At 61.7% G+C, this 18939-nt stretch carries 20 protein-coding genes; 5 read left to right on the top strand and 15 right to left on the bottom strand.

From position 1 onward, the window contains the following. The first annotated feature begins 17 nt into the window (after window positions 1-17). The 3 genes from ACQ4WQ_RS25400 (at window position 18) to ACQ4WQ_RS25390 (ending at window position 4205) form a co-directional block, all read left to right on the top strand. The gene (locus ACQ4WQ_RS25400; RefSeq protein WP_436500873.1) at window positions 18-464 is read left to right on the top strand and encodes a DUF2147 domain-containing protein; all 447 of its coding nucleotides are present in this window, start codon (window positions 18-20) and stop codon (window positions 462-464) included. A gap of 272 nt (window positions 465-736) precedes the next feature. After that, complete coding sequence (locus ACQ4WQ_RS25395) at window positions 737-3046, top strand: beta strand repeat-containing protein (RefSeq protein WP_436500871.1); 2310 nt, start codon at window positions 737-739, stop codon at window positions 3044-3046. Between the two features lie 13 nt (window positions 3047-3059). Then, window positions 3060-4205 (top strand): OmpA family protein, encoded by a 1146-nt coding sequence (locus ACQ4WQ_RS25390; RefSeq protein WP_326458185.1) that lies wholly within the window; start codon window positions 3060-3062, stop codon window positions 4203-4205. A 41-nt stretch (window positions 4206-4246) separates the two neighbouring features. On the opposite strand, the gene ACQ4WQ_RS25385 is transcribed toward ACQ4WQ_RS25390, so the two are convergent. From ACQ4WQ_RS25385 to tyrS, 11 genes are all read right to left on the bottom strand, one after another. Continuing rightward, the gene (locus tag ACQ4WQ_RS25385) at window positions 4247-4717 is read right to left on the bottom strand and encodes a YaiI/YqxD family protein (protein ID WP_077399560.1); all 471 of its coding nucleotides are present in this window, start codon (window positions 4715-4717) and stop codon (window positions 4247-4249) included. A 32-nt stretch (window positions 4718-4749) separates the two neighbouring features. Continuing rightward, window positions 4750-5805, bottom strand: a complete 1056-nt coding sequence (gene ruvB, locus ACQ4WQ_RS25380) for a Holliday junction branch migration DNA helicase RuvB (protein ID WP_070312419.1) — start codon at window positions 5803-5805, stop codon at window positions 4750-4752. A gap of 6 nt (window positions 5806-5811) precedes the next feature. Beyond that, window positions 5812-6390 (bottom strand): Holliday junction branch migration protein RuvA, encoded by a 579-nt coding sequence (gene ruvA / locus ACQ4WQ_RS25375; RefSeq protein WP_326458184.1) that lies wholly within the window; start codon window positions 6388-6390, stop codon window positions 5812-5814. 154 nt (window positions 6391-6544) lie between these two features. After that, window positions 6545-7084 carry a crossover junction endodeoxyribonuclease RuvC gene (gene ruvC / locus ACQ4WQ_RS25370; protein WP_326458183.1) on the bottom strand — a complete coding sequence of 180 codons (540 nt, stop codon included), beginning with the start codon at window positions 7082-7084 and terminating at the stop codon, window positions 6545-6547. A gap of 121 nt (window positions 7085-7205) precedes the next feature. Next, complete coding sequence (gene purH, locus ACQ4WQ_RS25365; RefSeq protein ID WP_326458182.1) at window positions 7206-8792, bottom strand: bifunctional phosphoribosylaminoimidazolecarboxamide formyltransferase/IMP cyclohydrolase; 1587 nt, start codon at window positions 8790-8792, stop codon at window positions 7206-7208. Window positions 8793-8899: 107 nt separating this feature from the next. Then, window positions 8900-9133 carry a helix-turn-helix domain-containing protein gene (locus ACQ4WQ_RS25360; RefSeq protein ID WP_008445162.1) on the bottom strand — a complete coding sequence of 78 codons (234 nt, stop codon included), beginning with the start codon at window positions 9131-9133 and terminating at the stop codon, window positions 8900-8902. Window positions 9134-9301: 168 nt separating this feature from the next. Then, window positions 9302-10354 carry a tRNA dihydrouridine synthase DusB gene (gene dusB, locus ACQ4WQ_RS25355; RefSeq protein ID WP_326458181.1) on the bottom strand — a complete coding sequence of 351 codons (1053 nt, stop codon included), beginning with the start codon at window positions 10352-10354 and terminating at the stop codon, window positions 9302-9304. A 105-nt stretch (window positions 10355-10459) separates the two neighbouring features. After that, on the bottom strand, window positions 10460-11104 hold the full coding sequence (locus ACQ4WQ_RS25350) for a histidine phosphatase family protein (protein ID WP_436500867.1): 645 nt from the start codon (window positions 11102-11104) through the stop codon (window positions 10460-10462). Window positions 11105-11107: 3 nt separating this feature from the next. Further along, window positions 11108-11740, bottom strand: a complete 633-nt coding sequence (locus tag ACQ4WQ_RS25345) for a YbhB/YbcL family Raf kinase inhibitor-like protein (RefSeq protein WP_436500865.1) — start codon at window positions 11738-11740, stop codon at window positions 11108-11110. An 18-nt stretch (window positions 11741-11758) separates the two neighbouring features. Beyond that, a complete protein-coding gene (dtd, locus tag ACQ4WQ_RS25340) occupies window positions 11759-12208 on the bottom strand; it encodes a D-aminoacyl-tRNA deacylase (protein ID WP_326458178.1) in 450 nt (149 codons plus the stop codon). After that, complete coding sequence (gene tyrS / locus ACQ4WQ_RS25335) at window positions 12205-13470, bottom strand: tyrosine--tRNA ligase (protein ID WP_326458177.1); 1266 nt, start codon at window positions 13468-13470, stop codon at window positions 12205-12207. Before tyrS ends, dtd begins: the two co-directional genes overlap by 4 nt. A 154-nt stretch (window positions 13471-13624) precedes the next feature. On the opposite strand from tyrS, the gene ACQ4WQ_RS25330 reads away from it, so the two are divergent. Together ACQ4WQ_RS25330 and ACQ4WQ_RS25325 are read left to right on the top strand one after the other, a co-directional pair. After that, window positions 13625-14992 carry a M23 family metallopeptidase gene (locus ACQ4WQ_RS25330; protein WP_326458176.1) on the top strand — a complete coding sequence of 456 codons (1368 nt, stop codon included), beginning with the start codon at window positions 13625-13627 and terminating at the stop codon, window positions 14990-14992. Window positions 14993-15130: 138 nt separating this feature from the next. Beyond that, on the top strand, window positions 15131-16225 hold the full coding sequence (locus tag ACQ4WQ_RS25325) for an anhydro-N-acetylmuramic acid kinase (RefSeq protein ID WP_326458175.1): 1095 nt from the start codon (window positions 15131-15133) through the stop codon (window positions 16223-16225). A gap of 170 nt (window positions 16226-16395) precedes the next feature. On the opposite strand, the gene erpA is transcribed toward ACQ4WQ_RS25325, so the two are convergent. The 4 genes from erpA to rpsI all read right to left on the bottom strand — a co-directional run bounded on the left by erpA (window position 16396) and on the right by rpsI (window position 18936). Then, window positions 16396-16758 carry an iron-sulfur cluster insertion protein ErpA gene (erpA, locus tag ACQ4WQ_RS25320; RefSeq protein WP_029496047.1) on the bottom strand — a complete coding sequence of 121 codons (363 nt, stop codon included), beginning with the start codon at window positions 16756-16758 and terminating at the stop codon, window positions 16396-16398. 98 nt (window positions 16759-16856) lie between these two features. Next, window positions 16857-17246 carry a bactofilin family protein gene (locus ACQ4WQ_RS25315; protein ID WP_326458174.1) on the bottom strand — a complete coding sequence of 130 codons (390 nt, stop codon included), beginning with the start codon at window positions 17244-17246 and terminating at the stop codon, window positions 16857-16859. A 90-nt stretch (window positions 17247-17336) separates the two neighbouring features. Continuing rightward, entirely contained in the window at window positions 17337-18374 is a 1038-nt protein-coding gene (gene argC, locus ACQ4WQ_RS25310) for an N-acetyl-gamma-glutamyl-phosphate reductase (RefSeq protein ID WP_436500862.1), read from the bottom strand. A 169-nt stretch (window positions 18375-18543) separates the two neighbouring features. Then, on the bottom strand, window positions 18544-18936 hold the full coding sequence (gene rpsI, locus ACQ4WQ_RS25305; RefSeq protein ID WP_010393285.1) for a 30S ribosomal protein S9: 393 nt from the start codon (window positions 18934-18936) through the stop codon (window positions 18544-18546). Window positions 18937-18939 lie beyond the last annotated feature (3 nt).

The following is an 18939-nucleotide window of genomic DNA, read 5'->3' as shown; positions in this document are numbered from 1 at the left end:
CAATGAGGAGACTTACCATGAAATTTGCCGCATTTGCCATCAGCGCCATGCTGTGCGTCGCCCCTGCCCTCGCCTTGGCCGCAGATGTATCGCCGGTTGGCCTGTGGAAAAACATCGACGATGAAACTGGCAAGCCAAAGGCGCTGATACGCATCACGGAAAACAATGGCGTACTGCAAGGCCAGATTGAAAAGCTGTTCCGCGAGCCGAATGAAGACCAGAATCCAAAGTGTGAAAAGTGCGAAGGTGCGCGCAAGGATCAGCCCGTTATCGGCATGGTGATCCTGACTGGCCTGAAAAAAGATGGCAACGAATTTACCGGCGGTGAAATCGTCGATCCCAAAAATGGCACTGTCTATAAAAGCAAAATCAGTCTGAGCGATGGCGGCAAGAAAATCAGCATGCGCGCTTACAAGGGCATACCGATGCTGGGCCGCACGCAAACCTGGCTGCGTGAAGAGTAATCGCTCCCCTGCGCTATCGAAGCCGGCCCTGCGCCGGCTTTTTTGTGTCTGTTTTCCGCACACGGCCGTTGTTTTCCAGGCTGAATCGCGCGCGTTTTCGGCGATTTCCCGTCAAAGACAAGCTAAGCGCGCCAGCGCACATACCTCCAGTTTCCTAAATGAAATAGTGCATGCCTGTGACGCCATCGCCCTGTAGCGAAAGGCGGCATGGCTCTGCCGGATGACCTCATCCGCGGATGCCCGGCAATGATTGCCATGCAAAAAGGAACTATATGAATCTCTTCAAGCGATATCTGAACCCGCTGCTCATCTCGGCAGGTTTGCTGGCCATGGGCGCCCTTGCCGGTTGCGGCGGCGGCGATCAGGGGCGCGAGCCCATCCTCGGCTTGCCGGGCGCCACCTTGTCCAGCCTGGCCGTCACGCCAGCCACGGCCACGGTCGCCATCGGTGCCGGCCAGCAATTCACGGCCATCGCCACGTATAGCGACGGCTCGTCGCAAGACGTCAGCGCCAAGGCAGCCTGGACCTCGGCCACGCCGGCCAGCGCCACCGTCAACGCCAGCAGCGGCGTTGCCGCCGGCGTCACTGCCGGCAGCAGCAGCATCAGCGCCACGTTCGGCGGCAAGAGCGCCGCGGCGCAACTGACCGTTTCGCCAGCCACCTTGCGCGCCATCGCCATCACGCCGCTCACGCCATCGATCGCCATCGGCGGCACGCAGCAATTCGCGGTGACGGGCAGCTTCAGCGACAACAGCACGCGCGACGTCACTGCCGTGTCGACCTTCGCCTCGGCGACGCCAGCAACGGCAAGCATCGCCGCTGGCGGCTTGGCGCTGGGCAAAGTTGCCGGTGCCACGCAGATCACGGCCACCACGGGAACGTTGACCGCCAGCACCGTGCTGACCGTCACGCCTGCCGTGCTGCTGTCGATCGCCGTCACGCCGCAAAATCCGACCGTGCTGATGGCCGCGACGCGCCAGCTGACGGTCATCGCCACCTACTCGGACGGCACCACTCCTGACGTCAGCGCCAGCAGCACCTACAGCGCGGCCAATGCAGCGTCGGCCACGGTCGGCGCCAACGGCCTGGTGACCGGCGTCGCCTTCGGTACCAGCGTCATGACGGCCAGTTTCGGCGGCAAGACCGCCAGCACCACCGTCACCGTGCCTGCCGCTACTTTGGTCAGCATCGCCGTCACGCCAGCCACCGCCAGCATCGTCGTCGGTGCCCAGCAGCAATTTGTTGCCACCGCCACCTATTCGGATAACTCGACCGCCAACATCACGGCCAGCGCCCTGTGGACTAGCGCAGCGCCAGCCACGGCCACCGTGCTCAATACGGGTACCGCTACCGGCATCGCTGTCGGCGTCGCCAACATCTCGGCCACGTCCGGCGCGCGCTCGGGCAGCGCCGCCCTGACGGTGACGGCAGTTGTCGTGCCGCCGCCCGTGGTACTGCTGTCGATCGCCGTCACGCCGCAAAACCCGACCGTGCTGATCGCCGCAACGCGCCAGCTGGCCGTCATCGCCACCTACTCGGACAGCAGCACCGTCGACGTCACCGCCAGCAGCGCCTTCGTTTCCGCCACGCCTGCCTCGGCCACCGTCGCCAGCGGCGGCCTGGTCACTGGCGTGGCCTTTGGCAGCAGCGTCGTGAATGCCAGCTTCAACGGCAAGAACGCCAGCACCACCGTCACCGTGCCTGCCGCCACCCTGGTCAGCATCGCCGTCACGCCAGCCACCGCCAGCATCGCCGTCGGCGGCGTACAGCAATTCGTTGCCACGGCAACTTATTCGGACAGCTCGAATGCCGTCATCACCAACAGCGCCACCTGGACTTCGGGCACCATCGCCGCCGCCACGGTGCTGAACACGGGCATCGCCACCGGCATCACGGCCGGCACCAGCAATATCACGGCCACGGCCGGCGGCCAGTCGGGCAGCGCGCTGCTGACCGTCACGGCAGTCGCCATCCCGCCCGTCCTGAACCCGATCATCCTGGGCCGCGCGGCACCGTTCGGCGTGCTGGCCGGCACCTCGATCACCAACAACTCGGGCGGCACCACCCTGATCACGGGTGACGTCGGTTCGCCATCGCAAACGGTCGATCCGACCCAGGCGGCTGGCTATACCAACTACAAGTCGGGTGCCATCCTGGCCGGCGCCATGACGGACCTGCAAGCGGCGATCACGGACGGCAACAGCCGCAGCTGCGACGTCAGCTTTGCCGGCGGCATCGACCTCGGCGGCCAGACCTTCGGCCCCGGCGTGTACTGCTATGCGGGCGCCATCAGCATCACCGGCACGCTGACCCTGAACGGTCCCGGCGTGTACATCTTCCGCACGGCATTGACGCTCGATTCGACCGTCAATTCGGTGGTGGCCCTGAACAATGGCGCCACGGCCGACAACGTCACCTGGCTGCCTGTCGGCCCGACCACCCTCGCCGCCAACAGCGTCTTCAAGGGCAATATCCTGGGCCAGTCGGCCGCCATCACGGTGGGCGACAACACGACCCTGCTCAATGGCCGCGTGCTGACGGCCGCTGCCGTTACCCTGCGCAACAACCAGATCACCAAATAAACGGGACATGACCATGACTATCGCACACACACTGGGCGCACTGAGCGTGATGGCCGGCGCCTTGCTGGCGGCGCAATCGGCGCAGGCGCAGGACAACACCTTCATCAATCCGGACTGGGCCAACAGCGCCTGGTACATCGGCGCGGGCGCGGGCCAGTCGCGCGCCACCATCGACGAGCCGCGCCTGCGCGCCAGCCTGGCAGCCAACGGCGAAACCGTCACCGGTTTCAGCAAGGACCAGCGCGACACCGGCTATAAACTGTTTGTCGGCCGGCAACTGAACCAGTATGTCGCCGTGGAAGCCGGTTACTTTGACCTGGGCAAGTTCGATTTCAAATCGACCACCAGCGGCAACGGCGTACTCAACGGACAAGCGGCCTTTCGCGGCGTGAACCTGGACTTGCTGGGCCAGCTGCCGCTGTCGCAGCGTTTGTCCCTGCTGGGCCGTGTCGGCATGCATTACACGAAGACGAACACGGAGTTCAGCGGCAATCGCCTGCTGGGTTCGACCAATACGCATGCCAGCGAGCGCAAGCTCAATGCCAAGCTGGGCCTGGGCCTCGAATACAAGTTCAGCGAAGCGCTGGCCCTGCGCGGCGAAGTCGAGCGTTATCGCCTGAACGACGCCGTCGGCAACCGCGGCGATGCGGATCTGTATTCCGTCAGCCTCGTGTATAAACTGGGCCGCCCGGCCAGCGCCACGCCAGCCTACCAGCCGGTGCCGGCGGCATTGCCACCGATCAGCGAAACCATGCCGGCCCCTGCGGCCGAGGCAAAGCCGGCGCCGGCGCCCGTCTCGGAAAAAGTGTCGTTTGCTTCCGAAGCGCTGTTTGATTTCGATCAATCGACGCTCAAGCCGCAAGGCAAGGCGGCACTGGACCAGCTGCTCGGTCAGTTGACCGGCATGGACCTGGAAGTCATCGTCACGGTCGGCCATACGGATGCCGTCGGCTCCGACGCCTACAACCAGAAGCTGTCCCTGCGCCGCGCCGAAGCCGTCAAGGCTTACCTGGTGGCGCAAGGCGTGGAAACGAGCCGCGTCTACACGGAAGGCAAGGGAGAAACGCAGCCCGTGGCCGACAACACGAGTGCCGCCGGCCGCGCCAAGAACCGCCGCGTGACGGTGGAAGTCGTAGGCACGCGCAAAGTCATGCGTTAAATTGCATGCGCATAAAAAAACCGGCTTGTTAGCCGGTTTTTTTACGTCTGCGGCGCTGCCGGCTTGCGGTGATGCTTGCTCAGATGCCGGTCCAGGCTGTTGGCGAACTGCTGCCGGTCCGACTGGCTGAAGGCGGCCGGGCCGCCCGTGTCGACGCCGCCGCTGCGCAGTTCTTCCATGAAGGCGCGCATCGTCAGTTGCTGGGCGATATTGTCTTTCGTATAAAACTCGCCACGCGGGTTCAGCGCAAAGCCGCCCTTGGTGAGCACGTCGGCGGCCAGCGGGATGTCGCCCGTGATGACGAGGTCGCCGGGATTCAACAGCCGCACGATTTCCTGGTCGGCCACGTCGGCACCGGACGGCACTTGCACGGTGCGGATGAAACGCGACGGCGGCACGCGCAAGCCCTGGTTCGCTACCAGGGTGAGCGGCAACTCCAGGCGGTCGGCCACGCGGTACAGGATTTCCTTGATGACCACGGGACAGGCATCGGCGTCGATCCAGATCTGCATGCCCACGTTCGCTTGCACACCAGCTTCCGCCATCACAGTTCCCACGCTTCGCCGCCCGGGCCCATGCGCGGCGCGCTGACGCCGAAGTGCAGATACGCGGCCGGCGTGGCGACACGGCCACGCGGCGTGCGCTGCAAAAAGCCTTGCTGGATCAGATACGGTTCCAGCACGTCTTCGATGGTATCGGCCGCTTCGCCGATGGCCGCCGCCAGGTTGCCGATGCCGACGGGGCCGCCGCCGAACTTGAACAGCACGGCTTCGAGCAATTTACGGTCCATCACGTCGAAGCCGGCGGAATCGACGTCGAGCATGGCCAGCGCGCGGTCGGCCACCACCTTGGTGATGTCGCCATTGCTTTTGACTTCCGCGAAATCGCGCACGCGGCGCAATAATCGATTGGCGATGCGGGGCGTGCCGCGCGCGCGCTGGGCGATTTCATGCGCGCCTTCCGGGTCGATCGGTGCCTTCAGCAAGGCGGCGCTGCGCGTGACGATCTTCGTCAGCTCGCCCGTGTTATAGAACTCCAGCCGCGCGACGATGCCAAAGCGGTCGCGCAGCGGGTTGGTCAGCATGCCCGCGCGCGTGGTGGCGCCCACTAATGTAAACGGCTGCAGATCGAGTTTCACGGAACGGGCGGCCGGGCCTTCGCCGATCATGATATCGATTTGATAATCCTCAAGGGCCGGATACAAAATCTCTTCCACCACGGGCGACAGGCGGTGGATTTCATCGATGAACAGGACGTCGTTCGCTTCCAGGTTCGTCAGGATCGCCGCCAGGTCGCCCGGGCGCTCCAGCACGGGCCCGGAGGTCTGGCGCAGATTGACGCCCATTTCGCGCGCGATGATGTGCGCCAGGGTCGTTTTGCCCAGGCCTGGCGGGCCGAACAGCAAGGTATGGTCGAGCGCTTCCTTGCGCTGGCGCGCGGCCGTGATGAAGATTTCCAGCTGGTCGCGGATCTTTTCCTGCCCCACATACTCGTCGAGCTGCTTGGGGCGCAAGGCCCGTTCGATGGCCTCTTCGTTGTGCGAGATGGGCGCCGCGTCGATGATGCGCTGTTCCGTGAAGCTGTCGGTCTGGATGCTCATGCCCTATCAGCCTTTCGACAGCGCTTTCAGCGCCAGTTTGATGCCGTCCGAGACGCCGCTGCCGGCCGGCACGTTTTTCACGGCCGCCAGCGCTTCCTTGTCCGAATAGCCGAGCGCGACCAGCGCGTTCAAGATGTCCGATTGCGCATCCGGCGCCGCGTGCGTGCCGCCGGCGCCGATGTCGGCCCCCAGCTTGCCCTTCAATTCCAGCAACAGCCGTTCCGCCGTCTTCTTGCCGATGCCCGGCACTTTCACCAGGCGGCCGGAATCCTGCAGGGTGATCGCCTGCGCCAGATCGGCGATCGTCATGCCGGACAGGATGGACAGTGCCATGCGCGCGCCCACGCCCGTGATCTTGATCAACTGGCGGAACACGGCCCGCTCGGCCGCATTGCCGAAGCCAAACAGCAAATGCGCATCTTCGCGGATGGCCTGGTGCGTGAACAGCACGACTTTTTCGCCCACGTGGGGCAAGTTGTAAAACGTGCTCATCGGCACGTCGACTTCATAGCCGACGCCCTGGCAATCGACCAGCAATTGTGGCGGATTTTTTTCAAGCAAAATACCGGAGAGACGGCCTATCATCGCGTGTTCCTAATGAAATTAAATTGTAAACAAAAGCGTATTGAAGTGTTGCGGCTGTCAGGCCATGTTCAGGGCAAGGCGCACTGCCGAAGACAGTACGAATAGTACGGCAAGGCAGTGCAACGACGCCATGGACGTGGCATGGCAGTCGCAACTATCCGACCAGGCGGCCGCGCTTCATACGCAAGCCCTGCAACTGGGGCGCCAGCGCACCGATCATGGCCAGCGCATCGATGCTGTTGGCATGGCAAATGGCCACGCCCAGGGCATCGGCCGCATCCGTGCCGGGCAAGCCGGGCAGCGACAACAGCCGTGACACCATGTCCTGCACCTGCTCCTTGGCCGCCTTGCCGTGGCCCGTGACGGCCTGTTTCACTTGCAGCGCCGTGTATTCGGCCACCGACAGGTCGGCGTGGACCAGCGCGCAAATGGCCGCGCCCCGTGCCTGGCCCAGCAGCAGGGTCGATTGGGGATTGACGTTGACAAACACTTTTTCGATGGCCGCGCAATCGGGCTGGTAGGTGCCGACGATCTCGCTCACGCCCTGCAAGATGATCTTCAGGCGCGGCGGCAATTCCCCTTCGGAACCCGTCTTGACGGTCCCCGACGCGATATAGCGCAGCTTGTTGCCGTGTTTTTCAATGACCCCAAAGCCGGTCGTGCGCAGGCCAGGATCGATGCCAAGAATAATCATCGCCAGATTCTATAATGAATACGGCAGGCACCGGTGAATAACCGGTGCCTGCCGCTGAGTACCTTATCGAGAAGCCGCATGTCGGATTACGCGTACCGCTAATCCGACCTGCTCTTCACTATCAATGACGGAAGTGACGCGTTCCGGTATACAACATCACGACGCCGCGCTCGTCCGCCGCATCGATCACTTCCTGGTCGCGCATGGAGCCGCCCGGGTGGATCACGCAGGTCGCGCCCGCGTCGACGACGACGTCGAGGCCGTCGCGGAACGGGAAGAAGGCGTCCGACGCCACCACGGAACCGGTCAGCGACAGGCCCGCGTTTTGCGCCTTGATCGAGGCGATGCGGGCCGAGTCGATACGGCTCATCTGGCCTGCGCCCACGCCCAGGGTCATGTTATTGCCGCAGAAGACGATGGCGTTCGACTTGACGAATTTCGCCACTTTCCAGGCGAACATCAGGTCGGACAATTGCTGCGGTGTCGGCTGCAGCTTGCTGACCACGCGCAAGTCGCCGATGCCGACGTTTTTCGCGTCCGGCGATTGCACCAGCAAGCCGCCACCGACGCGCTTGAAGTCCATGGCGTTGACGCCATTGCCCAGCGGAATTTCCAGCATGCGCACGTTTTGCTTGCTCGACAGAATTTGTTTCGCTTCGGCGGAGAACGACGGGGCGATCAGCACTTCCACGAACAGCTTGGCAATTTCGCCGGCGGTGGCGCCGTCCAGTTCGGTATTAAACGCGATGATGCCGCCAAAGGCCGAAGTCGGGTCCGTCTGCAGGGCACGCGCATACGCTTCGGCCGCGTTCTTGCCCAGGGCCACGCCGCATGGGTTCGCATGCTTGACGATGACGCAAGCGGCGCTTTGCTCGAAGCCGCCCAGGCTCTTCACGCATTCCCAGGCCGCATCGGCGTCGGCGATGTTGTTGTACGACAATTCCTTGCCCTGCAGCTGGCGGTAATTGGCCAGCGCGCCGTCGGTGGTAACGAGGTCGCGGTAGAAGGCGGCGCTCTGGTGCGGGTTTTCACCGTAGCGCATGTCTTGCACTTTCTCAAATGCAACGTTCAGGATTTGCGGATAGGCGCCGCGCTCAGCGTGCACCTTCGTCGGGCCCAGGCTGGTCAGGTAGTTGGTGATGGCGCCGTCGTATTGCGCCGTGTGCGCAAAGACTTTTTTCGCCAGCATGAATTTGGTGTCATAGCTGACGTCGCCGGCCTTGCCGTCGGCCGAGCGGATTTCCGCCAGCACCGCGTCGTAGTCGGTCGGATCGCAGATGACGACCACATCCTTGTGGTTCTTGGCCGCCGAACGCAGCATGGTCGGGCCGCCGATATCGATGTTTTCGATCGCGTCTTCCAGGGTGCAATCGGCCTTGGCGACCGTGCCCTGGAACGGGTACAGGTTGACCACCACCATGTCGATGGTCGGCATGTCGTGCTCGACCAGTTTCGACATGTGTTCAGGGAAATCGCGGCGCGCCAGGATACCGCCATGCACCTTCGGGTGCAGGGTCTTCACCCGGCCATCGAGCATCTCCGGGAAACCCGTGTAATCGGCAACTTCCGTGACGGGAACACCGTTGTCTGCCAGCAATTTGGCGGTGCCGCCGGTGGACAGGAGGTTGACGCCGAGGGCGGACAGGGCACGGGCGAAGTCGAGAACGCCGGTCTTGTCGGAAACGGAGAGGAGAGCTTGTTTGATCATGGCTGTGGCTAGGTGGTTAAGTGTTCTTGGCGAATGGCGCAGCAGTCAGCTATCAGGCTGGGCCCGCTGCGGCGGATTCAAATCTTGGCGTCACTTGCATGCCGGCATTACAGCAAACCGTGCTCCTGCAATTTCTTGCGCAGGGTATTGCGGTTAATGCCCAGCATCTGCGCGGCGTGCGACTGGTTGCCATCGGCGCGTGTCATCACGACTTCCAGGATGGGCTTTTCCACGGTCAGCACGACCATGTCGTAGATATTCGATGCTTGCTGTTCGCCCAGGTCATTGAAGTAATCTTCTAGACTTTTCTGTACGACTTCCTGAATGCTTTCTTTGCTCATTTTTATGCTTCAACCGGCTGAACACCTGGCTATCCGGTGCCGCGTCGCTCATGCGGTCCGCGTGCTGCCCTCTTGCCTCGGTGTTGTAATTAATATTGCATGACGCTCTGTATAGGCGCTCGCCCTTGTACTGCTGGTAACTGATTTAACCTGCTTGTTGCTATCTGCTCATGCTGCCGTGGCCGCAGGTTTGATCACATCGATCAGGCCACTTTCACTGGATTCGGAGAGGCGGTATTGTAACCGTTCGCCAAATTTCCATTGCGACTCAAAAAATTGATCGACGGCCAGCAATTGCGCATCCGTCGACTCCAGCAAGTTCATTTCCTGGCGGAACGCTTCGCCGCCTTCCAGATCCCTGACATACCAGCCGATGTGCTTGCGCGCCGTGCGCACGCCGAGGAATTCGCCATAAAACGCGTAATGGGCGCGCAAATGTTCATCCATCAGGGTACGCACTTCATCCACGTACGGCGCCGGCAACAAGGTGCCGGTGCGCAGGAAATGGTCGATTTCGCGGCAAATCCACGGCCGGCCCTGCGCCGCGCGGCCGATCATGACAGCATCGGCGCCCGTTTGATCCAGCACAAAACGGGCCTTTTCCGGACTGGTAATGTCGCCGTTGGCCACCACGGGGATGCCCACCGAGGCTTTCACGGCAGCAATCGTTTCATATTCGGCATCGCCCTTGTAGCCATCGGCACGCGTGCGACCGTGCAGGGTCAGCATCTGGATGCCCGCTTGCTCGGCGATGCGGGCGATGGTGAGGGCATTCTTGTTGGAACGGTTCCAGCCCGTGCGAAATTTCAGGGTGACGGGCACGTCGACGGCATTGACGACGGCGTGCAAAATCTTTTCGACCAGGCTTTCATCTTGCAGCAGGGCCGAACCGCACCAGCTGTTGCATACCTTCTTCACGGGGCAACCCATGTTGATGTCGATGATCTGCGCGCCCCGGTCCACGTTGAACTTGGCGCAGTCGGCCAGGTCTTGCGGATCGGCGCCGGCGATCTGCACGGCTTTCGGCTCCATTTCGCCGTCGTGGTCCGTGCGGCGCGCGCTTTTTTCCGTTGCCCACAGGCGCGGATTCGACGCCGCCATCTCCGACACGGCGTAGCCGGCACCCAACTGCTTGCACAACTGGCGGAAAGGCCGATCCGTCACGCCCGCCATGGGAGCGACGAAAACATTGTTGCGCAGAATGTGAGGGCCGATTTGCACTGAAGAACCTGGAATGGACGGAGGAACCTGCTATTTTAACCGATTCCCTGCCTATTTAATAAGCACTATTTTTTTGGCTCAGTGCGTCAGAGTGAGGATGGGGCCTTAGCCCAGCTCGTCCATCGCGGGCGCGCTCAGGTGTTCGATATTTCCCCAGTGCACTAAATGCAGTTTGCCATCCGCATACGAAAAACGGTTGACGCTGGCATTCTTGACCTGGAAGTCGCGCGGACTGTCGAGCGTCATGCCGACCGCCTCGCGGTAGGCGCACTCGAGCACGCCGCCATGGGCCACGATGGCGATCGTCTGGCCATCATAGCGTTCGGCCCAGCGGGCGATGGCGCCATTCGCGCGTGCATAGAACTGGCGGAAACTCTCCGCGTCGCGCTCGCCCGACGGCATCACGGCATCGATCTGGCGCGATTGCCATTGCGCATACTCGTGCGGATAGCGCGCAGCGATGTCCGCGTACAGCAAGCCTTCGAAGGCGCCATAGCAGCGCTCGCGCAGCAAGGGGTCCGTCTGCACGGGTAAATCTTTCAATTGAGCAACGGCTTGCGCCGTCTGCTGCGCGCGCTGCAGATCGCTGGCGATGATGGCGGCCAGTGCTTCGTCCGCCAGCGCCTGCCCCAGCGCCCCCGCTTGCGCCAGGCCCGCCTCGTTCAGGGCGATGTCGATATGGCCCTGCAGGCGGCGGCCCGCATTCCAGGCCGTTTCGCCATGGCGTATCAATAAAATCGTGGTGCTCATGCGTTATTTCTTCAGGGTAAGTGCCAGCTCGGGATTGAGCGAGTAGGCGACGACGAGCTGGACTTCGTCGAGGATGTGGCCGTAGAGCGCGGCATGCGCTTGCTGTCCCGTGAAACGCTCGGGCAAGGCCAACTTTGGCACGTCGAGCGCATACAGGCGGAAAATATAGTGGTGGATGCGCTCGTCATTCCATGGCGGGCACGGGCCATCATAGCCGTAATAATCGCCGGCCATGGCGGCATCGCCGGCAAACCAGCCCGTGTAGTCGTTGATGCCCTGGCGCAGCCCAGTACCTGCAGCCTTGCCGCGCGGCGTGATGCCGCTGGAAAATTCCCCGGCAGCAATAGAACGCATGGCGGGCGGCAAGTCGAGCAAGCTCCAGTGATAAAAGTCGCCGCGCGGCGCCGTCAGCGACAGGGATTGGTCGTCGCGGTTGGCCAGGCTGGCGTCTTGCGGCGCATCGGGGTCGATGCAGAACAGGGCCAGCGACTCGGTGCCGTTGGGCACCTCGTCCCAGGCCAGATGGGGATTGCGGTTGCCGGCGAGGCGCACGCGGCTGGCCGGATCGATCTCGGCAAAGGCATAGTCGGCCGGCATCAGGCCGCCATCACGAAACGTCTCGCTCCACAATTTCATCGCTTGCTCCCCTTATCGTTATTGTTTGACGTTCACTTGCAGCCAGAAGGTGACGGGGCCATCGTTCGTCAGCGACACCTGCATGTCGGCGCCGAACTGCCCCGTTTGCACGGTCGCATGGCGGCTGCGCGCCTGGTCCACGAAATGCGTGAACAGGCGCAAGCCGTCCTGGGGCGCGGCCGCCGGCGTAAACGACGGGCGCGTGCCGGACTTGGTATCGGCCGCCAGGGTGAACTGCGGCACCAGCAGCAAGCCGCCGGCCACGTCCGTCACGCTGCGGTTCATCTTGCCCGCCTCGTCGGCAAACACGCGGTAGCCGAGCAGCTTGGCCAGCAGGGCGTCCGCTTCCTTTTCCGTATCGCCCCGCTCCGCGCACACGAGCACCATCAGGCCGGCGTCGATGGCGCCGATGGTGGCGCCGGCAACGTCGACCTTGGCCTGCGTGACTCTTTGCAGCAGCGCGATCATGCCGTCAAGGTGACGCGCGCGAAACTGCGCTTGCCAACTTGCAACACGAACTGACCGGCTTCCACTTGCAGCGCCTTGTCGCTAATGACGGTGCCGTCGATGCGCACGCCGCCCTGGTCGATCTTGCGCATGGCTTCCGACGTCGACGGGCACAGGCCCGCCTGTTTCAGCAATTGCGGGATGCCCAGCGGGGCGCCGGCCAAGGTCACTTCCGGGATATCGTCGGGAATGCCGCCCTTCGAGCGGTTGACGAAATCGGCCAGCGCATCTTCGGCCGCCTGCTGCGAGTGGAAACGGGCGACGATCTCTTGCGCCAGCGCAACCTTGGCATCGCGCGGATTGCGGCCCTCCTCGACTTCGCGCTTCAGTTGCGCCAGTTCGGCGATCGAGCGCCACGACAGCAGTTCGTAGTAGCGCCACATCATGACGTCGGAAATGCTCATCAGCTTGGCGAACATGGTGTTGCCCGGTTCCGTGATGCCGATGTAGTTATTCTTCGACTTGGACATTTTTTCCACGCCATCCAAACCTTCCAGCAGCGGCATGGTCAAAATACACTGCTGCTCCTGTCCGTACTGCTTTTGCAGTTCGCGGCCCACCAGCAGGTTGAACTTCTGGTCCGTGCCGCCCAGTTCCAGGTCCGATTTCAGGGCCACCGAGTCGTAGCCTTGCATCAGCGGGTACAGGAATTCATGCACGGAAATAGGAATGCCGCCCTGGAAGCGCTTGGTGAAGTCGTCGCGCTCGATCATGCGCGCCACCGTGTAGTGGGAAGCGAGCTGGATGATGCCGCGCGCGCCCAGCGGATCGCACCACTCGGAGTTATAACGGATCTCGGTCTTGCTGGCGTCCAACACTAAAGATGCTTGCGCGAAATACGTCATCGCGTTAATCTCGATCTGTTCCTTGGTTAGCGGCGGACGCGTGACGTTGCGGCCCGAAGGGTCGCCGATCATGGAAGTAAAATCGCCGATGAGGAAAATGACTTGATGGCCGAGGTTTTGCAGCTGGCGCATCTTGTTCAGCACGACAGTGTGGCCCAGATGCAAGTCGGGTGCCGTCGGGTCCAGGCCCAGTTTGATGCGCAGTGGAACACCAGTTTTCTCGGAGCGCGCTAATTTTTGCGCAAATTCGCTTTCGATCAAGAGTTCGTCGACGCCACGCTTGGTAATCGCGAGGGCTTCTTGTACTCTGTCCGACAGTGGAAGCGCGGTCTGAGCGGCGTTAGCCTTTGTAGGCGATGCGGTGGTGTTGATTTCCATAAAATTTGACTGTAGATCTCAAAATGGTAGTAGGTTTGCGGAGTTTGCTATAATGCTCGATCCCATCAATCTTGCCGTATGAAAACGAACCAAAATAACAATAACAAAGAGCACTAGTTCACGAATCGTTCAAGGGCAAATTTTAACTGATTGCATGAACCCTATACATAAAATCACAGGCTCACGCTTGTACACACAGCTGACGACGACACGCAAGGCACGCATTATCGGCGCGTCCGCAGTGCTGCTCGCCGTAGCCGCCTTCGGCGCGGTCGCTGTGTCGCCCATGGCGCCCGACGCATCGGACTTGCCGGTCACGTCCATCGCCCAAAACCTGGAAATGCCTGATCTCACTTCGCAAATTTCCGCGATGGAACAGGTAGACCAGAATTTCACCCACGAAGAAAAAGTCCGCGCTGGCGATACCCTCGCCACCCTGCTGACCCGTCTCGGCGTGGATGATCCGGCGGCCGCCAATTTCATCAAAACCGACAAGATCGCGCGCGGCGTGATGTTGCTGAAATCGGGCAAGCGCGTGCAAGCGCAAACGACCGAAAACGGCGACCTCAACTGGATGCGTGCCACCCTCGTCGACGGCACCGACAAATCGGTCAAGAACATTCTGATCACCCGCAAGGGCGACAAGTTCGTGGCCACGGAAGTGGCAGCCCAGCTGGAACGCCGCGTTGAAATGCACGCGCGCAAGATTACTTCCACCCTGTTCGCCGCGACCGACTCCAGCCTGGACGGCACCCGCCTGCCAGACTCGATTTCCGCGCAAATCGTGGAAATGTTCTCGACCAATATCGACTTCCGCTCCGACCTGAAACGCGGCGACTCGTTTAATGTTGTCTACGAAACATTCTGGCAAGATGGCGAATTTGTCCGAGCGGGCCGCATCCTGGCCGGTGAATTCACCAACCGCGGCACGACTTACCAGTCCGTTTGGTTCGAAGACCCAGCCAGCAAGCAAGGCGGCGGTTACTACAGTTTCGACGGCAAGTCCCTCAAAAAAGCCTTCCTGAAATCCCCCCTCGAATTTTCCCGCATCTCGTCCGGCTTCTCCATGCGCGTGCACCCGATTTCCGGCAACTGGAAAGCGCACAAGGGCATCGATTTCGCCGCAGCAACGGGTACGCCCATCCGCGCTTCCGGTGACGGCGTGGTCGATTCCGTCGGCAGCCAGAACGGCTACGGCAATGTTGTTGTCCTGAAACACTGGGCCAACTACAGCACCGCCTACGCGCACATGAGCCGCTTCGCTTCGGGCTTGAAAAAAGGTCAAAAAGTCAGTCAGGGCGATGTGATCGGCTACGTCGGCACCACCGGCTGGTCCACGGGCGCCCATTTGCACTATGAATTCCGCGTCGGCGGCGTGGCACAAGACCCAAGCAAGCTGAACGTACAAGCCCAGGCGCCGTTGACGGCTGCCGAGCTGAGCCGTTTCCGCATGGTCTCCGCCGACATGATGCACCGCTTCACCCTGCTGCGACCGAACGACACGGCACTGGCGTCGCGCTAAGCGACACTGCCTTCGGGCAACATACAAAGGCACCGCCCATGCAGATGGCCGGTGCCTTTGTTTTTTCCCCCGCGCTTTTGCGTCCGGCACAAATGCGGCACAATGCACTTCTTCACTGACGCATTCAAGGAAATCCCCATGCTGTATATCGGTTTGATGTCGGGCACCAGCCTGGACGGCGTTGACGGCGCGCTGGTCGACTTTTCCGACGATGGCGGCACGCGCAGCCTGGGCGACGCCTATATTCCCTTTCCCGCCAGCCTGCGCGCCGACCTGATGGCCTTGCAAAGTGCCGGCCAGAATGAAATCGAACGCGAAGCGCTGGCGGCCAATCAACTCGTGCGCCATTACGCCGACTGCGTCGCCATGCTGTTGAGCGACGCGGGCATCGGTGCGGACGCCATCGCCGCCATCGGCGCGCATGGCCAGACCATCCGCCACCGCCCCGAGCTGGGCTTTACGCGCCAGCTGAACAACCCGGCCCTGCTGGCGGAACTGACGGGCATCGACGTGATCGCCGACTTGCGCAGCCGCGACGTGGCGGCCGGCGGCCAGGGCGCGCCGCTGGTGCCCGCTTTTCACCAGGCCATTTTCAATTTGCCCGGCCACACGCGCGTGCTGGCCAATATCGGCGGCATCAGCAATATCAGCGTGCTGCACGCGGACGGCACGGTGACGGGCTACGACACGGGTCCCGGCAACGCGCTGATGGATGGCTGGGTCTTGCAGCACCTGGGCCAGCCCTACGACGCCAACGGCGCCTGGGCCGCCACGGGCAAAGTCTTGCCTGCCCTGCTGGCAGATTTGCTCGACGATCCCTATTTTGACTTGCCGGCGCCGAAAAGCACGGGCCGCGACCTCTTTCACGCAGATTGGCTGCAAGGCAAGCTGGCGAATCACCGTGGCGCCCAAGCCGCCGACGTGCAGGCGACCCTGACCCAGCTGACGGCCGCCAGCCTGGCGCACGCCATCGCGCGCGACGGAGCGCAGGCGGAAACGGTGTACGTGTGCGGCGGCGGCGCGCAGAACGCCAGCCTGATGGCGGCGCTGGCCGATGCATTGCCGGGCATGGCGGTGGAATCGACGGAAGCCTTGGGCGTGGCGCCCAGCCAGGTCGAAGCGCTGGCGTTTGCCTGGCTGGCCTGGCGCTTTACACAGCGCAAGCCGGGCAACTTGCCGGCCGTGACGGGGGCGCAGGGCTTGCGGGTACTGGGCGCGCTCTACCCGCGCTAAGCGGGCGCAGAAACACAAATAGCGGATCGATGATCCGCTATTTTTTATATTGCGCCTGTAAACCGGCGCGCCTGAAAAACGCTCAGGGCAAGGCGCGTTGCCGAAGACAGTACGAAGAGTACGGCGAGGCAATGCAACGCCGCCATGGACGTTTTCTCAGGTGTGCTCGCTTATACGGAGAACGACGAACCGCAACCGCAAGTCGACGTCGCGGTCGGATTCTTGATCACGAACTGCGCGCCTTCCAGGTCATCCTTGTAGTCGATTTCCGCGCCGACCAGGTACTGGTAGCTCATGGAGTCGATCAACAGCTGGACGCCGTTCTTGACCATGGTGGTGTCATCTTCGTTGACGATTTCGTCGAACGTAAAGCCGTACTGGAAGCCGGAACAGCCGCCGCCCTGCACGAAGACGCGCAATTTCAGGTCGGGATTGCCTTCTTCTTCGATCAGCTGCGCGACTTTTTCGGCGGCGCTATCGGTAAAGATAATAGGGGAAGGGATCACATCTTGCATTTCAGCGACGGCATTCATATCAGGCACTCCTACTAGAAAACATTAAGTCATTATAGACTGTTGGCGCAACTCGCGCTGCGGCCGCCGCTGGCACGGCTGGCTGGTGTTGTTCCTGCTCACATTTCCGACACGGCCAGGTGCAGCACGGGGTCGGCGCTGTCGTGGCGACTGAGCTTGCCTTGCACCAATGCGCCGCTGTGCATTTCCAGCACCTTGTAATAGACCTCTCCTACAATGCGGGCTTTTGGCTGGATTTCAAGCATTTCGGACACGTACACGGGGCCGTTGATCTCGCCGCTGACAACCAGGCTCGAGCAGCGCACTTCACCATCGATGCGGCCCGCCTCACCCAATACCACATGCGTGGGCTCGCCCGCCTCGCCCGTGACGTTGCCGCGTACATGACCATCGATGCGCAAGCCGCCGCAAAACAGCAAGTCGCCCTCGATCCGCGTGGAGGCGCCGATCAGGGTATCGATGGGGTTTTTCGCGTTGCGCTCGAACATGAACGTCATCCTGTTGGTGTACGTGGCAGTCCAATTTAGCACAGGTCCGGCAAAAAGGCGCCGGACCTGCGCAAGCACTGCTGCCTATTTTTATGGCAGCAATGCGATATGTTGCAAACCGGCCGTTTCTTTCAAGCCAAACATCAAGTTCATGCACTGCACGGCCTGGCCCGAAGCACCCTTGACTAGGTTGTCCTGCACCACCAGCACGATGACGGTATTGCCGCCTTCGGGACGGTGCAAGGCCAGGCGCAGCGTGTTCGAGCCGCGCGTGGAGCGTGTTTCCGGGTGCGAGCCGAACGGCATCACGTCGACGAAAGGCTCGTCCTTGTATTGCGCTTCGAACAAGGCTTGCAGCTCTTCATTGCTGACATCCTTGTTCAGCTGCGCGTACAGGGTCGAATGCATGCCGCGGATCATCGGCACCAGGTGCGGCGTGAAGGTCAGCGCCACTTTCTCATCCGTGAAACGCTGCAGCTGCGCCGTCGTTTCCGGCAAGTGGCGGTGGCCGGCCACGCCGTAGGCCTTGAAGCTGTCGCTGCTTTCCGAGAACAGGATGCCGATTTCCGCCTTGCGGCCGGCGCCGGACACGCCCGACTTGCAGTCGGCGATCAAGCCGCCCGCGTTGACGAGACCCGCCTTGAGCAGCGGGTAAAAGCCCAGCTGCATGGTGGTCGGGTAGCAACCGGGGTTGGCGATCAGCCTGGCCTGCTTGATGTCTTCGCGGTTCAATTCCGGCAAGCCGTACACGGCCTGTTCGATCAGCTCGGGCGCCGTGTGGGGAATCTTGTACCACTGCTCGAACTTGGCCTGGTCTTTCAGGCGGAAGTCGGCGGCCAGGTCGATGACTTTCACGCCGGCGGCCAGCAGGGCTGGAGCTTGCGCCATCGCAACACCATGCGGGGTGGCAAAGAAGACCACGTCGCACTGTTCCAGCTTCGCCTTGTCCGGCGAAGTAAACGCCAGGCTCACGTGGCCGCGCAGGGAAGGATACATGTCAGCAACGGGCAAGCCATCTTCCTTGCGCGAAGTAATCGCCGTCAACTCGACATCTGGATGGGTTGCCAGCAAGCGCAGCAACTCCACGCCCGTGTATCCAGTGCCGCCGACGATGCCAACTTTGATCATGTTCTTTCCTTGTGTATAGATTGCATAAAGATGAAGGGAAACGCTACCCATGGGTGTTTCCGCGTATTTTACAGCGCAACGGCACATCCCGCTGAAATGCAAAAAAGCCGCGGGACCGAAGTCCAGCGGCTTTTCGAGCAGCACCCCGAAAGGTGCTGTAGCGTGGAAATTAACGCTTCGAGAATTGCTTTGCGCGACGTGCTTTGCGCAGACCAACTTTTTTACGCTCGACTTCACGTGCATCGCGGGTCACGAAGCCGGCTTTCGCCAGTTCCGGTTTCAGCGCTGCATCGTAGTCGATCAGAGCGCGGGTGATGCCGTGACGAACTGCACCAGCCTGGCCCGACTCACCGCCGCCATGGACGTTGACTTTGATGTCGAAACGCTCAACATTGCCGGTCAGTTCCAGTGGTTGACGGATGACCATCAGACCCGTTTCGCGCGAAAAGTATTCGTTTGCTGGTTTGCCGTTAACAACGATCAAGCCTGTGCCAACTTTGATAAAAACCCGAGCCACTGCACTTTTGCGACGGCCGGTTCCATAATTGTAATTACCGATCATGTC

It is taken from the genome of Janthinobacterium goodfellowi, from assembly GCF_051380695.1.
Taxonomy (GTDB): Bacteria; Pseudomonadota; Gammaproteobacteria; order Burkholderiales; family Burkholderiaceae_D; genus Janthinobacterium.
Note: the sequence above shows the minus strand (reverse complement) of the source record. Positions and strands in the feature narration are given on the sequence as shown.